Below are 24,321 nucleotides of genomic sequence, written 5' to 3'. Positions count from 1 at the left end.
GAGATCAGAACAATTTATTCAATCAGTATCAATAAAAGCTGTTATTTAACAGGTCAACTCTGATTAACAAATTATCAAATGGGGTCTACGGCAGCTCTATGCCTGTTTGTCACAGAAGACTGTTAAAACTTCACTTAGTTGCGCTGCTATTCGCGATTGAAATGAACGTACATTCAGGTCATGCCTCCAGCTACCAGAATGAACCTGGGTACAAGGCGCCAGAAATCCGCTTTTTAGGTCTCTACGCAGGATTTAAAGCCAATAACTTTCACCTCAAGCTGAGTAATCATTATCACGTAATACACGACGTTGGCACCCCCAAAAAGCTGTCCCTTTTTTTCAGGCATCAATGGTTGAGTCACCTGCCCGGCTTTCTGTTAGCAAAGCTGCTTCCTCCTTCAATCGTACCCTACCCTTCTTTCAGTCGCGGATTTCCCTCACTGTCCCGGGCTTTTGGTGATGCCCCCGATTGCAACCCTCATCCGGTGATGATCGATCACTCTTTGCTGAAAGGCCAACTGTCAATTCAAACCACTTGTATCGAAAATCATCCTGTCTGGCAGATTACGGCCTCACCCTCGACATCATCGTCAGAGACTCAGGCCGTCGAGGGTGATTCTCTGTCTGCCTGGCTGTCGCTTTGGAAACTACTAAACGACACCCATACCAGTACCCTTTACCTGCGTCCCTGGCGAGAAAGTCAGCAGAATCGCCTGCAGGCTATTATCTGCCAGACCAATCCGCTTACAGAGCATAAAAAGTGTCAGAGCGTTCTTATTGATTTCCCGCTGAATCACGCAAAACCCTGGCTATTGCCCGAACTGGCTGGAAAAGACAGTATCAGCGCTGACGGGCAAACCGCTCTGGACAGTAGTTATATCAAGCGGGTCAATCAGGCTATTCACTGCCTCTCTTCCCACGATAAGTTGTTTGGAGAATCCAATAAAAGCAAGCCAGCTGACAAAGAAAAAATACACGCTTGCCAAAATAATCACTGGCTTTATCAGTGGTCAGATCAAAACTGGGTTTATCAACCTGGCATTCCCGAGACTGCAATAAACCCCGGCCCGGCACTCATGACCGGGAAGTACTTTAACCTCTGGGCACTGGAAAAGGTATCGCCCGGCAATGATACCTACCCGGCCTGGTCGAGATCTTCTTTGTTCATCGCCCGCAACGACAGACATCGGAAATACCATTTCTGGGGAGCAGGCGATCCGATATTGGTCATGCAGTTCGCTGATGCCCCTTATAATGTCGAGGATCATTACGCCGGTTGGGATGGACCAGAGATTGGCACCCTGGTAGAAAGTGAGCATCTCAACCTGGCTGCCCTGCTTATGAGCACGGTGACCAATACGCCCTTTAATCTCTATCAGTGGCGGGGAATTCTCTCAGGGTTCACATCACCCATCCCGAAAAGCCTCAGTGCCCTGGTAAGGGAGCAGATTCTGAGCGACCCTGGTTCACTTTACCAGTTTGTTAAACGGCGGCCTGAGTTACTGAACAATGTGCTGACCTATTTAAACCGTGAGTTTCCGGGGCACCCTGTCCACACATACTTTTCCGGTCGTGTTTCACCTTTTTTTAGCCATCAAACAAACGGAAACCCACTGACTTTGGTGCCCGAAACAAGCAACGCATTCGACGGTTTTCATCCTCCTGCCATCCCTCATCAACCAGATATGTCACTCCCCTCTATTGGGTTTGCATCAGGCATAATGACTGCTTCTGGTGTCCAGGGGAATAATGGACTGCCTGAATTCCAATCCTGCCCGGCTTTTTCCTCTGAACAAAAAGCGCAACAAAGCAGCAACAGAAGTCAACGAAGTGCTAAATCAAATGGTGAGAACAATATTGACGACAATGAGCCACCACCGGGCGGCAGCCATCGGGTCACACTGGCAAACGCAGTATCTTCGGCATCCTTGCTTAACCATCTATTGTATTTTTACCGGCGCTTCGAGCTCAGGCCCGGAAGAGTGATTGGTGTGTCCGATTTTCTTCAGGAAGAACTTGATATTAAATCCAGTGGAAGATTTGAAACATTGGTCAGTGAATGCCAACCACCTGACTGCGACAGTGAAACATTATATGACCAGATACTCCAGGGTTTTGATCCGAAAAACCAACAACACATGGAATTGGCATCAAAAGCCTTGCAAAATTCTATAAAGGTCATCGTGCCTGGTGGTCAGAAATATCGCTACTACAGCCATGATATAAACCATGCTCATACGCCTCAACAGCCTCTGGAGGAGTTTGAAGGTATTCATACGTTCCTCTTTAGCGAGAATCACGCGGTAAGACTGTCCCGTCACGATGACAACGACCTGTGGTTCAATCACTTCCTGAACCGCCCCCACTTAAGCAAACAGGAGAACAAATGGCTGCGAGGCAGTGAGTTTGAAAATGCGTTATGGGAGCTGTTTCCACAATGGCAAAAAGATATTTTATTATGCCGGGAAAGTCTTCAGTGCAACACTATAAAATCTGCCAGCAAGCAGCTAAAACAGGCGTTTACTGCACCCGATAAATTCATGCAGGGAGAATACGGACACAACCTATTCAGTTTTTACAACAAATTACGCCTTGTTTGTTACACGTTCGACGATACAGGGAACCCCGACGGAACATTTTACATCAGCAAAAACCTGCTTGGAGCAGTGATTTTTTTCTGGGAAGATTCTGCCAGTAAATATATCGCCCTTATAGCTCCGGATCTCTCGACATCAACAATAAACTACAAAATGCAATTTTTGGATATTCATGTAAAAGCTTATTACGAGGGCGCCTTTTTAGTAAAAAAACAGGATGTCCGCTATGTAATTCCTGCACTATTGGTGCTCGCACCTGTTTTTAGAAAAATCTATACAGAAATCTGGAGTGTTATATCAGATATTGATGGTGCTCTTGTTTATGGGGGTATAGCCAGGTGGCAACATCTTTCATTGTTGGTTAAGCCCACCGAACTTGGCAAGGTCCCTGTTATTAATGATATTGATTTGGCAGTTGAGGATATCAAAAGTCTGAAAACCATTTCAGCCGCTTTAGAGAAAAAGCTAAAAAGTACCCTGTCTGGCCCCATTGTTAGAAGCGGCAACATTCATGCTATGGCTCTAGCCAACCCAAAAGAATTGCAGCGCAAACGGCTACTGAATAACGTAAAGATCACCTGCCTTCACGATAAAAACAATGAAAAGACACTGGGGGACGTCCGTTACAAGACAAAAAAATGGCGAATCTTATCGATCGATATTTCTGCTGGCCCTGAAGGGTATTTCGATTTCACGCGTGTAGAACCTTTTGCCAGGAATTCCAAACTGCTTATGCCAAGCCTGCCCGCTATGGTTGAACAACTGCTTCAGGACACACAACCTGATCAAACCTACCCGGGTATTGTTGCAAATCGACGGGTGCAAAATGCCCGAAATGCATTGAAAATATTGCTATCAAGTGACGCTGAGCAACAGGTACAGACAATTATTCAACAGTCAGTGTTCAGCGGTTCTTCAGAATTATCCAAGTTACCGGAATTTCTGCATCCTTATATTAAGCCGCAGTCTTACAATGAACAGGAAAGCACTATCAAGGTAGAGAATAAGGCAGAAAACGATGCCAGAGATCAACACTCTACAGTTGCTCATGACAGTGAGGTGGTGGCACCTGATCCTGCTGAAGGGTCAAAAAAGGGAAAGAATAAAACCGCCGCACAAAAGCCAATCCCGAATAAGATCAATTTCGAATCTGCATTGTCACAGTCCGTAGAAATATCAGACTGGCTTAAGGAGATGGATTATAACTTTCCGGACGAGCTTAATAAGGCAATAAAGATGCAACATTGCGATGCCACAGGAGAAGGCGAAACCCCTGAAGAAAGCCCTGCGCGAGATACAGAACTCAATACACTGCAAAATCAGCTGGAAGACGGAAAAACAAAAACCCTGCAAATACTGGCCTGCTCCGGAGCTTCTGCAGATAAATCCGGTGACCAACCGGTCATCACCATCAATCTCGCTAATACCCCGGGCAGTCAGCAGCGCAGAGACTTGGAACAGGCCGCTTATGAGAGCCACTTCCCCTATGCACAACTGGTTCAGGCGTTGTTCATTTTGAACCAGAAACTCCCATCTGGAAAACCAGAAGTACTTCAGATCTATGAAAAAACCTTCGAGCTGCTGTTACCGGCAGCCATTGCCGGTATACCGCTTTCGTACCAATTATTAATCGGGATGCAATTACACAACCAACATCCGGCAGGCTGGCCCCAGATGGAACCTGTCAACCGGCTGTTACGCAGCATGGCTACCAGAGCGACAAGCTTCAACCAGATAAAGGTTGAAGGCCTGTTGAAAGGTGGATTTCTGGAGCAGCTCTATCAGGATACTGACGTCACTACCCTGACCAGGATTGAGCAGGGGTTAGCCAGAGAGTCAGACCTCTCAGACAGAGGCAGTCAAGTAAAGGCCATTGTCAATGCCCTGAGAGAACCGGATAACCCCTCCACACTAACAGCACTAAAGACAATCCACTTCGGGGCTCGGGAACTGGAACAAACCATCGGGTCGCTGATACTGATACTGGAGAGAAAAAAAGAACCCGCAGTCGGTCAGATTCACAGTGAACTTTGGTCGTACAGCCTCAACGCCCTGCAAATTAAGGGCGCCTCGAAAAAAAAACCTCAGTTCATGGATATATCTTATTTCCCAAACGTACTGGCCATGACTGATCTGAAAGCATTCATGGATACTGAGCAAACCGGACAACTGCTCAAATATCATCAACCCAGATTCATAGCCTTTTGGAAAATGGGTTTTTGGGAAAGCTATCTCAAAGCGTCGTTAAGCAAAGACAGCAAGGCTGAAAAGGAAATATTTGACGAGCATCATGACCAAATAAATAATAAGGCGATTAAAAAGTCCAGACCCGATTTAATAGAAGACTGGATTCTTGCCCGATCTTTGCTGCTTTCAAGAGACTTTATTCAAATCAAAGAAGTTCCGCCTCACCCTACTCCATCGACTTCGGTGCAACTAACGTCTGAAACAGATAAAAACCCTGAAAAAGCAAAAAAAACCGCAAACGCAGCCGGTCAACCAACAGCACTGAAGCCAGGTATCCGACCCTCGGCAGGACCATTCAATCGGGAAGAACATCTCCAGAATTTGTTTCAACTGGATGACAAGATTATTCAGGAAGTCAAATTTATTCAGGAAAACCCGGCATTTTTTTTGCCGCAGGTGGAAAAGCAGATTTCTGTATTCAGAAGGGCTTTACTAAAAAATAAAAATCAGACAAACGAGCTGGGAATGGGTTATTACTATTTTCTAAAGGCACTGACACTGATGGGGGCAAAAATACCAGAGGATTACGAAACGATTGAGTTGCCCTTTAGCCCGGAAATTAAACTCAACGCCAAAAAGTTAAAAGAGACTATTGTGTTGACCGGTCACAAAAGTGCACTGGCCAGTGCTTATGATCATTTCATGAAAGCACGTCAACTCGGCTTCCCTTATGGTGGTTATCTGGAATCATTAGTGGCTATGCGGCTAGACGACTATCAGTATTATCAGGACGAGACATCAGAAGCCTGGCAAACAGACTTGGCCAATAAGCCTGTTATTCAATACTCATCGACCATAAAACCCGGGGAAAAGATCTTTATTGAAGCAGGTAAGATAGTTACGGACATTTTGCCCGGGCTATTAGCAAGCTCTCTACATGGTGTACGTTTTGCCACTGAAGCAGCCATCAGAGTCTTTACTAATGAACGGTTTAATCTTCTGCATATTCCTCAGGCTGGTTGGCCAGCACTGATGGCAAAGTTTTTTTTGATTAACCCCTTTGAACATAACATCCAATTTGTGTTCAGCAATGATGGCCCTGAAGTTGAAGAAGCGTTATTTTCCAGGATAGTTGACCCAGGCAGTATTGAAGGAATGCTTTTGAGGCCACTGGAGAAAAAAAGGGAATTTACAATTAAAGAAAGACCAAAACAATATTGTATTTGGCTGGACAGTGAAATCGAAAATAGTGACAGGCCAGAAAATATTAAAAAGTATTTAAGTCTTGTCAAAGCTTTTATATTGGACACATCAAAGGTGCAGACTACATCATCTGGGAAAACAGCTTCTGATATTGATAAATTGTTGGAGGATATTGCCAGCTATAAGCTAAGCCGGACAAAATTGTTTGAAGTGTTGAAGGAAACATCACATTCTGAAAACAATTTAGATGAATTCTTTTATAACTTGTCCTGGCACCAACCCCACCCGAATTGTATGGATTTAAGTTATGCTCTTTTGGAAAAACATCGCACAAATTCTGCCCTGGTTCACTATTATTTGTCGGCTTACGATACCATCACTGATAGCCGCTACAACGCACAGGTTCTGTTCTGGAACGCGATAATGAAACAGGCAATTGAAGAAAATGAACCAATGAGAGAGGCTTTTTTCGCACTTCTGGCAACCGCCGATCTGACGGTTATGTACGATGATAACCGGGAGGCCATGAGCATCACATTTAAACCATACAAAAAAGACCTTAATTCCTGGTTGTCTTTTTATCACTGTATGTCAGCCCAAATCGCCACTATTCTGGAAGAGGCGCAAAATACAGATTTCAATTCCACTTATTTTGAAGTCTCAAAAAAATATAAAATCATTAAGCACCGGATCCGTTGATTCTGTCGCATAGTGATTGAGTTTACTGCGTTGACCCGATGCTGTCAGTCTGGCCTCTGTAGACAAAGCCGCTCACTGCAGCAACATAAAAAAGTTATCACAAGATTCGCAGCCAGCAGCCAATCCGAACACGGAACCATTCTTGCTACATCCTGAACCCACTGCTATTTTTTCTCAGACTCCATAGAGGTTAGAACAATTCATTTAATCAGTATAAAAAAACTGTTGTTTAACAGGTCAACTCTGATTAACAAATGAAGTTATCGAATGGGATCTACGGTAATTCTATGCTTGTTTGTCACAGAAGACTGTTAAAACTTCTCTTAATTGCTCTGCTGTTCATAATTGAAATGAACGTACAATCAGGTCATGCCTCCGGCCACCAGAATGGACCCGGGTACAGCGCACCAGAAATCAGATTTTGGGATCTCTACGCCGGATTTAAGGCCAATAACTTTCACCTCAAGCTGGGTAATCATTATCACGTATTACACGACGTTGGCACCCCCAAAAAGCTGTCCCTTTTTTTCAGGCATCAATGGTTGAGTCAGCTGCCCGGGTTTCTGTTAGCAAAACTGCTTCCGCCTTCAACCGTACCCTACCCTTCTTTCAGTCGCGGCTTCCCCTCACTGTCCCGGGCTTTTGGTGATGCCCCCGATTGCAACCCTCATCCCGTGATGATCGATCACTCTTTGCTGAAAGGCCGACTGTCAGTACAAACTGCTTGTATCGAAAATCATCCTGTCTGGCAGATTACGGCCTCACCCTCAACATCATCGTCAGAGACTCAGGCCGTCGAGGGTGATTCTCTGTCTGCCTGGCTGTCGCTTTGGAAACTGCTAAACGACACACATACCAGTACCCTTTTCCTGCGTCCCTGGCGAGAAAGTCAGCAGAATCGCCTGCAGGCCATTATCTGCCAGACCAATCCGCTTACAGAGCATAAAAAGTGTCAGAGCGTTCTTATTGATTTCCCGCTGAATCACGCAAAACCCTGGCTATTGCCCGAACTGGCTGGAAAAGACAATATCAGCGCTGACGGGCAAACCGCTTTGGACAGTAGTTATATTAAGCCGGTCAATCAGGCTATTGATTGCCTCGCTTCCCACGATAAGTTGTTTGGAGAACCCAATAAAAGCAAGCCAGCTGACAAAGAAAAAATGCATGCTTGCCAAAATAATCACTGGCTTTATCAGTGGTCAGATCAAAACTGGGTTTATCAACCTGGCATTCCCGAGACTGCAATAAACCCCGGCCCGGCACTCATGACCGGGAAGTACTTTAACCTCTGGGCACTGGAAAAGGTATCGCCCGGCAATGATACCTACCCGGCCTGGTCGAGATCTTCTTTGTTCATCGCCCGCAACGACAGACATCGGAAATACCATTTCTGGGGAGCAGGTGACCCGGTGCTGCTGATGCGGTTCGCTGATGCCCCTTATAATGTCGAGGATCATTACGCCGGTTGGGATGGACCAGAGGTTGGCACCCTGGTAGAAAGTGAGCATCTCAACCTGGCTGCCCTGCTTATGAGCACGGTGACCAATACGCCCTTTAATCTCTATCAGTGGCGGGGAATTCTCTCAGGGTTCACATCACCCATCCCGAAAAGCCTCAGTGCCCTGGTAAGGGAGCAGATTCTGAGCGACCCTGGTTCACTTTACCAGTTTGTTAAACGGCGGCCTGAGTTACTGAACAATGTGTTGACCTATTTAAACCGTGAGTTTCCGGGCCACCCTGTCCACTCATACTTTTCCGGTCGTGTATCACCTTTTTTTAGCCATCAAACAAACGGAAACCCATTGGCTTTGGTGCCCGAAACAAGCAACGTGTTCGACGGCTTTAATCCTCCTGCCATCCCTCATCAGCCAGATATGTCACTCTCTTCTACAGGGTTTGTATCAGGCATAATGACTGCTTCTGGTGTCCAGGGAAATAATGGACCGCCTGAATCTCAGTCCTGCCCGAGTAATCCCTCTGCACAAAAAGCCGAACAAAGTGGCAACAAAAGTAGACGAACTGCGAGCCCTGACGGCAGGAATAATATTGACGATAATGAGCCGCCACCACCGGACGGCAGCCACCCGGTCACACTGGCAGACGCAGTAACATCAGAATCCTTGCTTAACCATCTATTGTATTTCTACGGGTGCGCTGGACTCCGGCCTGAAAAAATAGGCGATATATCGGATTTTCTTCCGGAACAGCTTGGTATCACATCCAATAAAAAATTTGAAACCCTGTTCCATCAATGCCAAATACCCGATTGCGATAGTGAAACATTATATAATCAGATGTTCTGGCGTTTTGACCCGAATAATCAACGACACATGATTCTGGCATCAAAAGCACTGGAAAACTCTATACGGATTTTTGTTTCTGATGGTCAGGGATATCACTCCCACAACTACCATGATCGTACGCCTCAACAACTGGACAAGTTTGAAGATGTCGTTACGTTTCTGTTTCACGAAAATCACGCTGTAAAACTGTCTCATCTCAGTGACAACAACCTGTGGTTCACCCACTTCCTGATCAGCTCCTGCTTGAATAAGCAGGAAAACGAATGGCTGCAAGACAGTGATTTTGAGAATGCATTATGGGAACTGTTTCCACAATGGCAAAAAGACATTTTGTTATGCCGGGAAAGTCTTCAGTGCAACGCCATAAAATCTACCAGCGAACAGCCAAAAGAGACGTCCATAAAATCTGCCAGCCAAGTGCTAAAACAGGCATTTACTGCACCCGATAAATTCCTGCGGGGAAAACAGGGACAGAACCTGTTCAGGTTTTATAATAAATTAGGTTTGGTTTGTTACCCGTTCGACGCTACAGAGAAACCCGATGGAACGTTTTACATTAGTAGAAACGTGCTTGGCGCGGTGATTTTCTTCTGGGAAGAATCTGCCAGTAAATATATCGCTTTTTTAGCACCTGATCTCTCCACATCAGCAATAAACAACGAAATGCAATCTTTGGATATTCATGTAAAAGCTTATTACGAGAGCGCATTTTTAGTAAAAAAACAGGATATCCGCTACGTAATTCCTGCACTATTGGTGCTCGCACCTGTTTTTAGAAAAACCTATACAGAAGTCGATAGAGTTATATCCGATATTGGAGATGTTCTTGTTTATGGTGGTTTGGCACGATGGCAACATCTTTCGTCATTGGTTGGCCCTACCGAACTTGGCAAGTTACCTGTTACCAATAATATTAATTTGGCAGTCGATAATATCAAAAGTCTGGAAACCATTTCGGCCTCTTTAGAGAAACAGCTAAGCAGCGCACTGGCTGGCACCGTCGTAACACGCAGCTACATTCATACTATGATTTTAGCTAACCCCAAAGAATTGCAGCACAGTCGGCTACTGCATAACGTAAAGATCAGCTGCACTCCCTGTAAAAACAATGAAAAGGCAATGGGGTTCGTCACTTGCAAGGCAAAAAAATGGCGAATCTTCTCGATCGATATTTCTGCTGGTCCTGAAGGCTATTTCGATTTCACCCGTGTAGAACCTTTTACCAGAGGTTCCAAACTGCTTATGCCAAGCCTGCCCGCTATGGTTAAAAAACTGCTTCAGGACACGCAACCTGATCAAACCTACCCGTGTATTAATGCAAATCGACGGATGCATAATGCTCAAAATGCATTAAAAATCTTGCTCGCGAGTGACACTGAGCAACAGGTTCAGGCGATTATTCAACAGTCACTGCTCAGCCGATCTTCAGAATCATCCGGGTTACCGGAATTTCTGCTTCCTTATATCAAGCCCGAACCTGACAAGGCACTGGAAAGCAATAGTGATATTGACGAACATGCAACAGTTTCTACTGCTAATTATGCCGAAGGTGCAGAGGCGATAACAAAAGATTCTTCTTTCAATTCCCATAAGAAGGAACAGAAACAACAAGAAATAAGCGACATTGCCACTGTGCCTGAAAAAAACGATATCACAGTAGAAGCAAGCCCTGATGATCAACGCTCTACAGTTGCTCATATTAGCGAGGCAGTGGCACCTGATACTGCTGAGCACTCAAATAAAGGAAAGAATAAAACCGCAGCCCAAAAGTCAATCTCGAATACGATCAATTTCGAAACAGCCTTATCTCAGTCCGTAGAAATATCAAACTGGCTTAAGGAGATGGATCATCGCTTTGCGGACGAGCTGAACAGGACAACAAAGACACAAGATTGCAAAGCCCCTGCAGAAAACCCTGCGCCCGATACAGAATTCGATACACTGCAAAAACAACTGCAGGACGGAAAAACAAAAACCCTGAAAACACTGGCCTGTTCCGGAGCATCTGCCGATACATCCACAGACCAACCGGTCATCACCATCGATCTGGCCCATACCCCGGGCAGTCAGCAGCGCAAAGGCCTAGAACAGGCCGCTTATGAGAACCACTTCCCCTATGCGCAACTGGTTCAGGCGTTGTTCATTCTGAACCAGAAATGCCCTGCTGGAAAATCAGAAATACTGCAGATCTATGAGAAGGCTTTCGAGCTACTGTTACCGTCAGCCATTGCCGGTATACCGCTTGCCTACCAATTATTAATCGGAATGCAATTGCGCAACCAACATCCGGCAGGCTGGCCCCAGCTGGAACCTGTCAACCGGCTGTTACGCAGCATGGCTTCCAGAGCGACAAGCTTAACCCGGATAAAGGTTGAAGGCCTGTTGAGCGGTGGATTTCTAGAGCAGCTCTATCAGGATACAGACGCCATTACCCTGACCAGGATTGAGCAGGGGTTAGCCAAAGAGTCAGACCTCTCAGACAGAGGCAGAGACGTGAAGCACATTGTCAGTGCCCTGAGAGAACCGAATACTGCGTCCATATTAACAGCCCTGAAAACAGTTCGACCCAGGGCTCGGGAGCTACAACAAACCATCGGCTCACTGATACTGATACTGGAGAGAAAAAAAGAACCCGCAGTCGGTCAGATTCACAGCGAACTTTGGTCGTACAGTCTCAACGCCCTGCAAATTAAGGGCGCCTCGAAAAAAAAACCTCAGCACATGGATATATCTTATTTCCCACAGGTACTGGCCATGACTGACCTGAAAGCCTTCATGGATACTGAGCAAACCGGACAACTGCTCAAATATCATCAACCCAGATTCATAGCCTTTTGGAAAATGGGTTTTTGGGAAAGCTATCTCAAGGCTTCGTTAAGCAAAGACAGCAAGACTGAAAGGGAAATATTTGACGAGCATCATAACCAAATAAATAACAAGGCGATTAAAAAGTCCAGACTCGATTTAATAGAAGACTGGATTCTTGCCCGCTCTTTGCTGCTTTCAAGAGACTTTATTCAAATCAAAGAGGCTCCTGCCTGCCCCACTCCGGCGCAGCTAACGTCTAAAACAGGTACACATTCTGAAAAAGCAAAAAGAACCGTAAATGCGGCCAGGCAGTCAAAAAAAATGAAGCCTGTTATCCGACCATCAACAGGACCACACAATGAACAAGTACATACCGGGTATTTACTTCAACTGGATAACAATATTATTCAGGAAGTCAGATTTATGCAGAAAAGCCCGAAATTATTTTTGCAACAGGTAGAAGAGCACATCACAGCATTCAGAGTAGCTCAGGTACAAAATGGCAATGATTCAACAAACACGCTGGGAATAGGTTATTACCACTTTTTGAAGGCACTGGCCTTGATAGGGGCCAAAATGTCAGATGACAACAAAACTATTGAGTTGTCCTTTGGACCGGGAGTCAAACTTAACGCGAAAAAGATAAAAGAGTCTATTTTAATCTCTAAAGAGTATTACTTCCCCTATGCTCCAATGCTCTCTCTGTTTTTTGAACATGGTATGGAAGAAAAGCTTAAAACACCAAAGCAGGCCCTCTACTCTGCATTCTCCGGGGTGTCACAGTCCATTGAGATTTTATTAGAATTGCAAACATATGCACCGGTTCTGTCCGGACTGTTACTCAAGTGGCTGATACTGATTCCAAAGACTTTCGAACTGAAACTGGCCTTTGATGCAGAGACTTACCTGAAAAACCCGCAAGTCAATATTCCGGGCAGGGTAACACCTTCCATTCGTTTACTCAGAGAGTTTCTGGAGCAGCTTCCGGTAAAAGGCTCTGATGGCGCAGTTGATGTTGTTTTGAATCGAATGGGTCAGCAATTTACCAATACCCGGCATCTGCAAAACGTACAGCATGAACAAGCGGAAGCGACTGAGTCCGTGTCAGCAGAAGCGGCTACGACAAGTGCAGCAGATGCCATAGCTGAATTAGCCATAGAGGTAGCGATAGCAGAAGCAAACTCGCACTTGTGCTCGAGCTCGTGCTCGTGTTCGAACTCGAACTCAACAGAAAACGCTATAGTGTTAGCGGAAGCAATAGCGGAATCGAAAGCAAACGTCAAAGCGAAAGCGATAGCCTTGGCGGAAGCGACAGAGAAAGTGACAGCAGAAACGAACTCGAACGCGACAGCGTTAGATAAAACGACAGCGGTAGTGGCAGCGTTAGATAAAGCGGCAGAGACAGGTAAAGCGGCAGCGATCACGGTTCTGGAAAGGTTAAAGGAAGCGAAAGCGAAAGCAATTAAGGAAACGATAGACGAAACGGTAAACGAGGCGGTCAAGGTAGCAGTAAAGGAAACGGCAGAGAGTAGAGCAGCAACATTAAGATTGGTACTGTACTTCGCTACTGGTCGAACGGAATTGATTGATTTTGTTTACCTGGATTTATCCACATTGACCATTGTTTTTTCTATAATTGGCTCTGAATCACACTCGGGACTCTTCGAGTACCTGAAAAAGGCTCATAGGCAGCTCTCTAAAGAGACTAATTTTGATGATCAGATGATGGCAGATATTATAGAACTTGCTTTTCATCTGGTTAGTGTATCATCAGAAACAAAGCCGACCCTTTCTTGTCTTAAAGCCCAACCCTTCAATGCCCAGGCCCTTTTAACCGCAATGCATTTCGGTCATAACTTACAACTTCTGACAAAATTAATCGGTTTTTCTCGCGAACTGGTTACCCAAGATACCAAATTGTATATTTACAACATTCTTTTGCTGGTTCACCAGTATATTCTCGAGCTTATCGGTGGAAATGCAGAAAAGGCAAAAAAACTTCAGGTTGACTCAGATGGTTGGCAAACACTACATACATGTTTTAGGAACTATGTATGGCATAAGCCAGTCAAGGCTGTTGCACATAATATGCAATCAAAAGTCATAGACCATGTTGTCTTTAACAGCGACAGCGTAAAAAATTTCACAGATGGAGACGAAAATACTTTTCTTGTTGCTATTGAGCAAGCCAGAAAAATTGGCTATCAAAAATTAAAACAGCAGTTAAACCAATATGAGGGAAAAGTGGATTCTCAATCTACAGCGATGTCAGGCTGGCTTCATTGCCTGGCTGGATTGACGCTTCTGAAGGCACAAACAAGTTCTGATGACCAGCGGGTAATATTGACCGGTCGCAAAAGAGTACTGACCATTGCTCATGAGCATTTCGCAAAAGCACGTCATCTCGGCTTCCCCTATGGAGGTTATCTGAAATCACTGGTGGACATGCGGCTAGACAACTACCAGTATTACCAGAACGAGACATCAGAAGCCTGGCAAAGAGATCTGACCAATAAGCCTGTTATTCAATACGCATCGATCAAAAAACCAGGGGATAAGATCTTTATAGACGCGGGTAAAATTGTCACGGACATCCTGCCCGGGCTATTATCAAGCTCTCTATATGGTGTACGTTTTGCCGTTGAAGCAGCCATCAGAATCTTTACTAATGAACGGTTTAATCTTCTGCATATGCCTCAAGCTGGTTGGCCGACACTGATCGCAAAGCACTTTTTAATTCTCCCCGTAAACCATAGCTTACAGTTTGTCTTCAACAATGATGTCACTGAAGTTGAAGAAGCGTTATTTCCAAGGATAAGTGATCCTGACAGTATTGAAAGAATACTTCTGGAACCAATGGAGAGAACCAGGCAATTTGCCACTGAAAAAAGACCAGAACAATATGGTATTTGGCTGGACAGTGAAATCGAAAATGGCGACAGGCCAGAAAGTATTAAAAAGTATTTAATCCTTGTCAAAGCTTTTTTATTAGATAAATCAGATCTGCTGGAAACACCGGCAACAGTTTCTGATAGTGATCAATTATCAGAGAGTACTGCAAGCTATAAGCTACGCCGACTTGACTATACAGCATTGTTGGAAGAACTACAGGAAACACCACAACCTGAAACCGGTTTGGATGAATTCGTTTATAACCTGCCCAGACTGGAGTCTCACCCAAATTACGAGGCTATCAGTAATGCTCTTTTGAAAAAACATCGCACAAAGTCAGCCCTGATTCACTATTATTTATGGGCTTACGAGATCCTCAATGATAGTCGTAACAACGAACGGTATTCGTTCTGGAATAGGATAATGACACAGAAGATTGAAGAAAATGAACCAATAAAAAAGGCTTTTTTCGCACTTCTTGCAACCGCTGATCTAACGGCTATGTACGATGATAACCGGGAGGCTATGTGCACCGCATTTAAAAAATACAAAAAAGATCTTAATTCCTGGTTGTCTTTATTTCACTGTATATCGGCTGAAATCGCCTCTTTTCTGGGAGACGACCTAAAGAAAGATCACCATTATCTCGAGTATTTTAGAGCCTTGACAGAATATTAAGTCATTAAGTAACAGCCCCCTTATTCTCATCTATCTGAATACCAACTTTTTCCATCCCTCTGCGTTCCAACTCAGTTTAATTGGCTGAAGCTATTCGCCTGTTGTTGTCACCAAAGCTATAAACGCCTTAAAGGATGAAAACCTTCTGAAAAATATTAGTGTTAGGCACCCTACGGTTGCCACTCATTTCAACTTCGACAGCCCAAAAGAATTCATCAATGAACATGAAACAAACTGACGTACGATTCTCAACGTATATCAATTTAGCAAATAGATTTTTGTCGTATAATTATTGAGTCGGCTGCTTTAACCCGAAATTGCCAGCCTCACCTCCGGAAACAGAGCCGCTACCTTCAGCAGCAACATAAAAACGTTATCACAAGATTCGAAACCAGCAGCCAAACCGAACGCGGGACCATTCTTGCTACATCATGAACCCACTGCTATTTTTCCTCAGTCTCCATAGAGACCAGAACAATTCATTCAATCAGTATTAATAAAAACTGTTATTTAACAGGTCAACTCTGATTGACAAATTAATAATTATCAAATGGGATCTACGGCAATTCTATGCTTGTTTGTCACAGAAGACTGTTAAAACTTCTCTTAATTGCCCTGCTATTCATAATTGAAATGAACGTACAATCAGGTCATACCTCCGGCCACCAGAATGAACCCGGGTACAAGGCACCAGAAATCCGCTTTTTGGGTCTCTACGCCGGATTTAAAGCCAATAACTTCCACCTCAAGCTGGGTAACCATTATCACGTAATACACGACGTTGGCAGCCCCAAAAAGCTGTCCCTTTTTTTCCAGAATCAATGGTTGAGTCATCTGCCCGGGTTTCTGTTAGCAAAGCTGCTTCCTCCTTCAACCGTACCCTACCCTTCTTTCAGTCGCGGATTGCCCTCACTGTCCCGGGCTTTTGGTGATGCCCCCGATTGCAACCCTCATCCGGTGATGATCGATCACTCTTTGCTGAAAGGCCAACTGTCAATACAAACCACTTGTATCGAAAATCATCCTGTCTGGCAGATTACGGCCTCACCCTCGACATCATCGTCAGAGACTCAGGCCGTCGAGGGTGATTCTCTGTCTGCCTGGCTGTCGCTTTGGAAACTGCTAAACGACACCCATACCAGTACCCTTTTCCTGCGTCCCTGGCGAGAAAGTCAGCAGAATCGCCTGCAGGCCATTATCTGCCAGACCAATCCGCTTACAGAGCATAAAAAGTGTCAGAGCGTTCTTATTGATTTCCCGCTGAATCACGCAAAACCCTGGCTATTGCCCGAACTGGCTGGAAAAGACAGTATCAGCGCTGACGGGCAAACCGCTTTGGACAGTAGTTATATCAAGCGGGTCAATCAGGCTATTCACTGCCTCTCTTCCCACGATAAGTTGTTTGGAGAATCCAATAAAAGCAAGCCAGCTGACAAAGAAAAAATACACGCTTGCCAAAATAATCACTGGCTTTATCAGTGGTCAGATCAAAACTGGGTTTATCAACCTGGCATTCCCGAGACTGCAATAAACCCCGGTCCGGCACTCATGACCGGGAAGTACTTTAACCTCTGGGCACTGGAAAAGGTATCGCCCGGCAATGATACCTACCCGGCCTGGTCGAGATCTTCTTTGTTCATCGCCCGCAACGACAGACATCGGAAATACCATTTCTGGGGAGCAGGTGACCCGGTGCTGCTGATGCGGTTCGCTGATGCCCCTTATAATGTCGAGGATCATTACGCCGGTTGGGATGGACCAGAGATTGGCACCCTGGTAGAAAGTGAGCATCTCAACCTGGCTGCCCTGCTTATGAGCACGGTGACCAATACGCCCTTTAATCTCTATCAGTGGCGGGGAATTCTCTCAGGGTTCACATCACCCATCCCGAAAAGCCTCAGTGCCCTGGTAAGGGAGCAGATTCTGAGCGACCCTGGTTCACTTTACCAGTTTGTTAAACGGCGGCCTGAGTTACTGAACAATGTGTTGACCTATTTAAACCGTGAGTTTCCGGGCCACCCTGTCCACTCATACTTTTCCGGTCGTGTATCACCTTTTTTTAGCCATCAAACAAACGGAAACCCATTGGCTTTGGTGCCCGAAAAAAGCAACGTGTTCGACGGCTTTAATCCTCCTGCCATCCCTCATCAGCCAGATATGTCACTCTCTTCTACAGGGTTTGTATCAGGCATAATGACTGCTTCTGGTGTCCAGGGAAATAATGGACCGCCTGAATCTCAGTCCTGCCCGAGTAATCCCTCTGCACAAAAAGCCGAACAAAGTGGCAACAAAAGTAGACGAACTGCGAGCCCTGACGGCAGGAACAATATTGACGACAACGAGCCACCACCGGGCGGTAACCATCCGGTCACACCAGCAGACGCAGTGCACTCAACATCCTTGCTTAAACATCTATTGCATTTTTACAGACACTGCGGACTTTGGCCTGGAAGAGTAATCCATGGCTCGGATTTTCTTCCAGAGCACCTCGATATCACATCCAGTGAAAATTTTGAAACCCTGGCCCGTCAATGCCAACCACCTGACAGTGAAAGTGAAGCATTATATAACCAGATGCTCCGGGGTTTTGATCCAAAAAACCAACAACACCTGGTGCTGGCATCAAAAGCCCTGCAAAACTCTATACTGGCCATCGTTCCTGACGGTCAGAAATATCGCTGTTATAGCCATGATATAAAACATGATCACATGCCTCAACAACCTCTGGAAGGGCTTGAAGATTGTCATACGTTCCTGTTTCACGAGAATCACGCTGTAAGACTGTTTCATCACAGTGACAGCAACCTGTGGTTCACTCACTTCCTGATCCGATCCCAATTAAACGAAGAGGAAAACCAATGGCTGCAAGACAGTGAGTTTGAAAATGCTTTGTGGGAGTTGTTTCCACAATGGCAAAAAGACATTTTATTATGCCGGGAAAGTCTTCATTGCAACGCCATAAAATCTACCAGCGATCAGCTAAAAGAGGCGTCCATAAAATCGGCCAGCAAACAGCTAAAACAAGCGTTTACTGCACCCGATAGATTCATAGAGGGAGAACACGGACATAACCTACTCAGTTTTTACAATAAATTACGCCTTGTTTGTTACCTGTTCGATGATACAGAGACTATCGATGAAACTTTTTACATTAGCAAAAACCTGCTTGGAGCCGTGATTTTTTTCTGGGAAAACTCTGCCAGTAACTATATCGCCTTTATAGCTCCAGATCTCTCGGCATCAACGATAAACAACAAAATGAAATCTTTGGATAATCATTTAAAAGCCTGTTCCGAGGGCGCATTTTTAGTAAAAAAACAGGATATCCGCTATGTAATTCCTGCACTGTTGGTGCTCGCACCTGTTTTTAAAAAAACCCATGCAGAAATCGAAAGTGTTTTATCCGATACTGGAGATGCTCTTGTTTATGGGGGTTTAGCCAGGTCGCAACATCTTTCATCAGTGGTTAAACCCACCGAAATTGGCAAGATACCTGTTACCAATGATATTGAATTGGCAGTCAGGGATATCAAAAATCTGGAAACCATTTCGGAGTCTATAGAGAGTAAACTAAGAAGCGCTCTGTCTGGTACCATCGTTAGGCGCAGCAATATTCACACTATGGTTTTAAACCCAAAAAAATCGCAGCGCAGACGGCTAAGGAATACCGTAAAGATCAACGGCTATCCTGATAAAAACAATGAAAAGGCCATGGGGTTGAGCCGTTGCAAAGCAAAAGAGTGGCGAATCATATCAATCGATATTTCTGCCGGTCCTGACGGGTACTTCGATTTCATCCGTGTAGAACCTTTTGCCAAGGGTTCCAAACTGCTTATGCCAAGCCTGCCCGCTATAGTTGAAAAACTACTTCAGGACACGCAACTTGATCAAACTTACCCGGGTAGTAATGCAACAAAGCGACAGGCGCAAAATGCTCAAAATGTATTAAAGATCTTGCTCGCAAGTGACACTCAACGACAGGTTGAGGAGATTATTCAGCAGTCAGTGTTCAGCAGCTACTCAAAATCATCCAGGTTACCCGAATTTCTGATGCCTTATATCAAGCCACAACCTGACAACGAACAGGAAAGCACTATTAATGTAGAGAATAAGACAGAAAATGATGCGAGCGATGAACACTCTACAGTAGCTCATGACAGTAAGCCAGTGGCACCAGTCCTGGCTGAACATTCAAAAAAGAAAAAAAACGAAACCTCCGCCAAAAAGTCAATTTCCGATACGATCGATTTCGAAACGGCATTGTCTCAGTCCATAGAAATATCAAACTGGCTTAAGGAGATGGATTATAACTTCCCGAATGAGCTGAATAGGGCAACAAAGGCACAAGATTGCGAAGGCTTTGAAGAAAACGAAGCCTCTAAAGAAAACCCTGCGTCCGATATAGAATTCAATACACTGCAAAATCAACTTAAGGAAGGAAAAACAAAAACCCTACAAATACTGTCTTGTTCAGGGGCTTCTGCAGATACATCCGGTGAGCAACCGGTCATCACCATCAATATGGCAAATACCCCGGACAGTCAGCAGCGCTCAGGGTTAGAACAGGCTGCTTATGAAAACCACTTTCCCTATGCACAACTGATTCAGGCGTTGTTCATTCTGAACCAAAAAATCCCATCCGGAAAACCGGAAGCACTTCAGATCTATGAAAATGCTTTCGAGCTGCTGTTACCGGCGGCCCTTGCCGGTATACCGCTTGCCTACCAATTATTAATCGCGATGCAATTACACAACCAACATCCGGCAGGCTGGCCCCAGATAGAACCTGTAAACCGGCTGTTACGCAGCATGACTTCCAGACAAACCAGCATCAATCAGGTGAAGGTTGAAGGCCTGTTGAGTGGTGGATTTCTGGAGCAGCTCTATCAGGATACAGACGTCACCACCCTGACCAGGATTGAGCAGGGCTTAGCCAAAGAGTCAGAACTCTCAGACAAAGGCAGAGAAGTGAAGCACATTGTCAATGCCCTGAGACAACCGGATACCCCCTCTATATTAACAGCCCTGAAAGCAGTTCATCCCAGGACTCGGGAGCTGCAACAAACCATCGGGTCACTGATACTGATACTTGAGAAAAAAAAAGAACCCGCAGTCGGTCAGATTCATAATGAACTTTGGTCGTACAGCCTCAACGCCCTGCAAATCAAGGGAGCCTTGAAAAAAAAATCTCAGGTCATTGATATATCGTGTTTCCCATATGTGCTGGCCATGACTGACCTGAAGGCATTCATGGATACTGAGCGCACCGGACAATTGCTCAAAAATCATCAACCCAGATTCATAGCCTTTTGGAAAGTGGGTTTTTGGGAAAGCTATCTCAAAACTTCGTTAAGCAAAGACAGCAAGACAGAAAAGGAAAGATTTGACCGGCATCATGAAAAAATAAGCAATAAAGCGATTAAAAAGTCCAGATCCAATTTAATAAAAGACTGGATTCTTGCCCGATCTTTTCTGCTTTCAAGAGATTTTATCCAAATCAAAAAGGTTCAGGCTTCCCCCACTCCATCCACTTTAACGCAGCTATCATCTGGAACAGCTACAAACTCTGAAAAAGCAAAAAGAACCGTAAATGCAGCCAGACAGTCAACAGAACTGAAGCCAGGCATTCAACCATCAAAAGGACTATTCAATGAACAACTACATAACCAGTATTTATTTCAGCTGGATAACAACATTATTCAGGAAGTCAGATTTATGCAGGAAAACCCGAAAAGATTTTTGCAACAGGTAGAAGACCGCATTACCGCATTCAGAAAGGCTCTGGTAAAAAATAGCAATAACTCAACAAACAAGCTGGGAACAGGTTATTACTATTTTCTGAAGGCACTGGCCATGATAGGGGCCAAAATGTCAGATGACAACAAAACTATTGAACTGTCCTTTAGCCCGGAAGCCAGACTCAACGCGATAAAGATAAGGGAGTCTATTTTAGTGTCCAAAGATCTTAACTTCCCTTATGCCTCGATGCTCTTTCTGTTTTTTGAACATGGCATGGGAAGAAAGCCTAATCAAGTAATCCAGGCCTATTGCTCTGCATTCTCCGGGGTATCACAGTCTATTGAGTTTTTATTAGAATCGCGCGCAGATACACCGGTTCTGGCCGGACTATTACTCAAATGGCTGGTGCTGATTCCAAAGCCTTTCGCACTGAAACTGGCCTTTGATGCCGACACTTACCTCAAAAACCCGCAAAGCAAGATTCCAGGCAGGGTAACACCTTCTATACATATACTGAGAGAATTTCTGGAGGAGCTTCCGGTAAAAGGCCCTGGTGGTGCAGTTGATGTTGTATTGAATCGATTGAGCCAGCTATTTACAAATACCGCGTATCTGCTAAACGAACAGCATGAACAAGGGGAATCGTCTCAGTCAGCCTCAGTGGCAGCAATTGAGGCCAAGAAAGCGGCAGAAGAAGCCATAGTAGAAGTAGCCATAGCAGTAGCGGTAGCGGTAGCGAACGAGAACGAGAACGAGTTAGCGAACGAGATAGTAAAAGTGAAGGCGACCGCAAAAGAGAAAGCGATGGCGTTAACGAAAGCAACAAGGAAACTGACACTAATAACGAAGTCGAACGCTACAGGGTTGGAGATATCGACAGAGGTGGTAACGGCGATAGGTAAGCTGGTAGACGCAGGTAAAGCGGCAGCGAATACGATAATAGAAGTGTTAACGGACGAGAAAGCGAAAGCGGTAGAGGAAGCGGTAGAGGAGGCGATAGACGATACGCTAAGGGTAACGGTATTAGAGGCGGAAGAAAGAACAGAAGCAGCATTAAGATTGATACTTTACTTCGCCACTGACCGAACGGAATTGATTGATTTTATTTGCCTGGACCTATCCATATTGACCATTGTCTTTTCTATAATTGGCCCTGAATTAGACACGGAGCTCCCCATATACCTGAAAAAAGCCCAGAGGAATCTCTCTGAAGATAGTGAACCTGAAAATCGGGCAATGGCAGATGTTATAGAGCTTGCTTTTCATCTGGTTGGTGCATCACCAGAAGCAGAGCTGGCCCTCCCTCATCTTAAAACCCAATCCTTCGATAACCAGGCTCTCTTAACCGCTATGCATTTTGGTCATGACTTACAATTTTTGACAAAATTAATTGGTTTGTCTCGCGAACTGGTTACCGAAGATAGCCATTCGTTTTATAACATTCTTTTGCTGGTTCACCAGCATATTCTCACTCTTATCGGTGTAAATGCAGAAAAGGCAAAAAAACTCCAGGCTAACTCAATGGGCTGGAAAATATTAGGCACCGGGTTGAAGAACTCTGTATGGTATAAGCCGGTCAAGACTGCTTCCCATAATATGCAATCAAAAGTCATGGACTATGTTGTCTTTAAAAATGACAGCGTGAAAAAGTTCTGGGATGGAGACGAAAGTATTTTTATTCTTGCTACCGAGCAAGCCAGAAAAGTTGGCTATCGGAAATTAAAACAGCAGTTAAACCAATACGAGGGTAAATTGGATTATCAATCTTTACAGATGTCAGGCTGGCTTCATTGTCTAGCTGGATTGACACTTCTGGAAGCAAAAGTAAGTTCTGATCACCAGAAGATAATATTAACCGATCGCAAAAGCGTCCTGATCAGTGCTCATAATCATTTTATGAAAGCACGTGAAATTGGCTTTCATTATGGTGGTTATCTGGAATCTCTGGTATTTATGCGACTAGCAAACCACTACCAGTATTATCAGAACGAGACATCAGATACCTGGCAAAAAGACTCAATCTATAAGCCTGTTATTCAATACACATCGACCAAAAGACCAGGAGAGAAGATTTTTATTGAAGCGGGAAAGATTGTTACGGAAATTTTGCCCGGTTTGCTGGCAAGTTCTTTACTTGGTGTACGTTTTTCGGCCGAAACAGCCATCAGAATCTTTACTGATAAACGGTTTAACCTTCTGCATATCCCACAGGCTGGTTGGCCGACAATGCTCACAAAGTACCTTTTGAGTTGCCCTGCAAACTATCGCATCCAGTTTCTGTTCAGCAATGACGGTCCTGAAGCTGAAAATGCGCTATTTCCCAGGACAAATGATCCAGACAGTATTGAGGGAATACTTCTGAAACCACTAGATAAAACAAGACAGGTATCCATTAGCGAAAGACCAGAGTATTATGGTATTTTTCTGGACAGTGAAATCGAGAATGGTGACAGGCCAGAAAGTATTAAAAAGTATTTAAGCCTTGTCAAAGCTTTTTTATTCAATAAATCAGATCTGTTGGATACACCATACGAGGCAACAGTTTCTGACAGTGATCAATTATCAGAGAGTATTGCAAGCTATAAGCTAAGCCGGTTCGACTATACAACATTGTTGAAAGAACAACAGGAAACACCACAACCTGAAACCGGTTTGGATGAATTCGTTTATAACCTCCCCAGGCTGGAATCTCACCCAAATTACGAGGCTATAACGAATGCCCTTTTGAATAAGCATCGTAAAAAGTCAGCCCTGATTCATTATTATTTATGGGCTTACGAGACCCTCAATGATAGCCTTGAAAACGAAAGGGATCTGTTCTGGAGTGAGATAATGACAAAGAAAATCGAAGAAAATAAACCAATGAAAAAAGCTTTCTTGGCACTTCTGGCAACCGCCGATCTAACGGTTATGTACGATGATAACCGGGAGGCAATGATCAATGCATTCAAACAATACAATATAGATCTTTCTAGCTGGCTGGCCTTTTTACACTCGATCTCAGCCACTTCCGCCTTATTTCTGGGCGAGAAGCAAAAGGCAGATTATCATTTCGAGCTTTTTGAAAAACTAAAAGGCATGTAACTTCATTAATTAACTAATCAGCAGGAATAGCAGGAAGACCAAATCCGTAAATTGAAGGCATGTGTTCAGTTTACGCTTAGCTACAAAGCCACTCTTGCTACATCCTGAACCCACTGCTATTTTTCCTCAGG

Annotated in this window: 3 protein-coding genes; all 3 read left to right on the top strand. The window is 44.6% G+C overall.

What is annotated here, in order from left to right; all coding sequences use genetic code 11:
• Positions 1 to 161 precede the first annotated feature (161 nt).
• Complete coding sequence (locus tag ACOJUO_RS18465) at positions 162 to 6,686, top strand: hypothetical protein (RefSeq protein WP_422137761.1); 6,525 nt, start codon at positions 162 to 164, stop codon at positions 6,684 to 6,686.
• Positions 6,687 to 7,036: 350 nt separating this feature from the next.
• On the top strand, positions 7,037 to 15,367 hold the full coding sequence (locus ACOJUO_RS18460; RefSeq protein ID WP_422137760.1) for a hypothetical protein: 8,331 nt from the start codon (positions 7,037 to 7,039) through the stop codon (positions 15,365 to 15,367).
• 633 nt (positions 15,368 to 16,000) lie between these two features.
• A complete protein-coding gene (locus ACOJUO_RS18455) occupies positions 16,001 to 24,190 on the top strand; it encodes a hypothetical protein (RefSeq protein ID WP_422137759.1) in 8,190 nt (2,729 codons plus the stop codon).
• Positions 24,191 to 24,321 lie beyond the last annotated feature (131 nt).

The sequence above is a fragment of the Endozoicomonas sp. ALC020 genome, from assembly GCF_049275935.1.
Taxonomy (GTDB): domain Bacteria; phylum Pseudomonadota; class Gammaproteobacteria; order Pseudomonadales; family Endozoicomonadaceae; genus Endozoicomonas_A.
The sequence above is the reverse complement of the archived record's forward strand: the minus strand, read 5'-3'. Positions and strand labels throughout refer to the sequence as shown.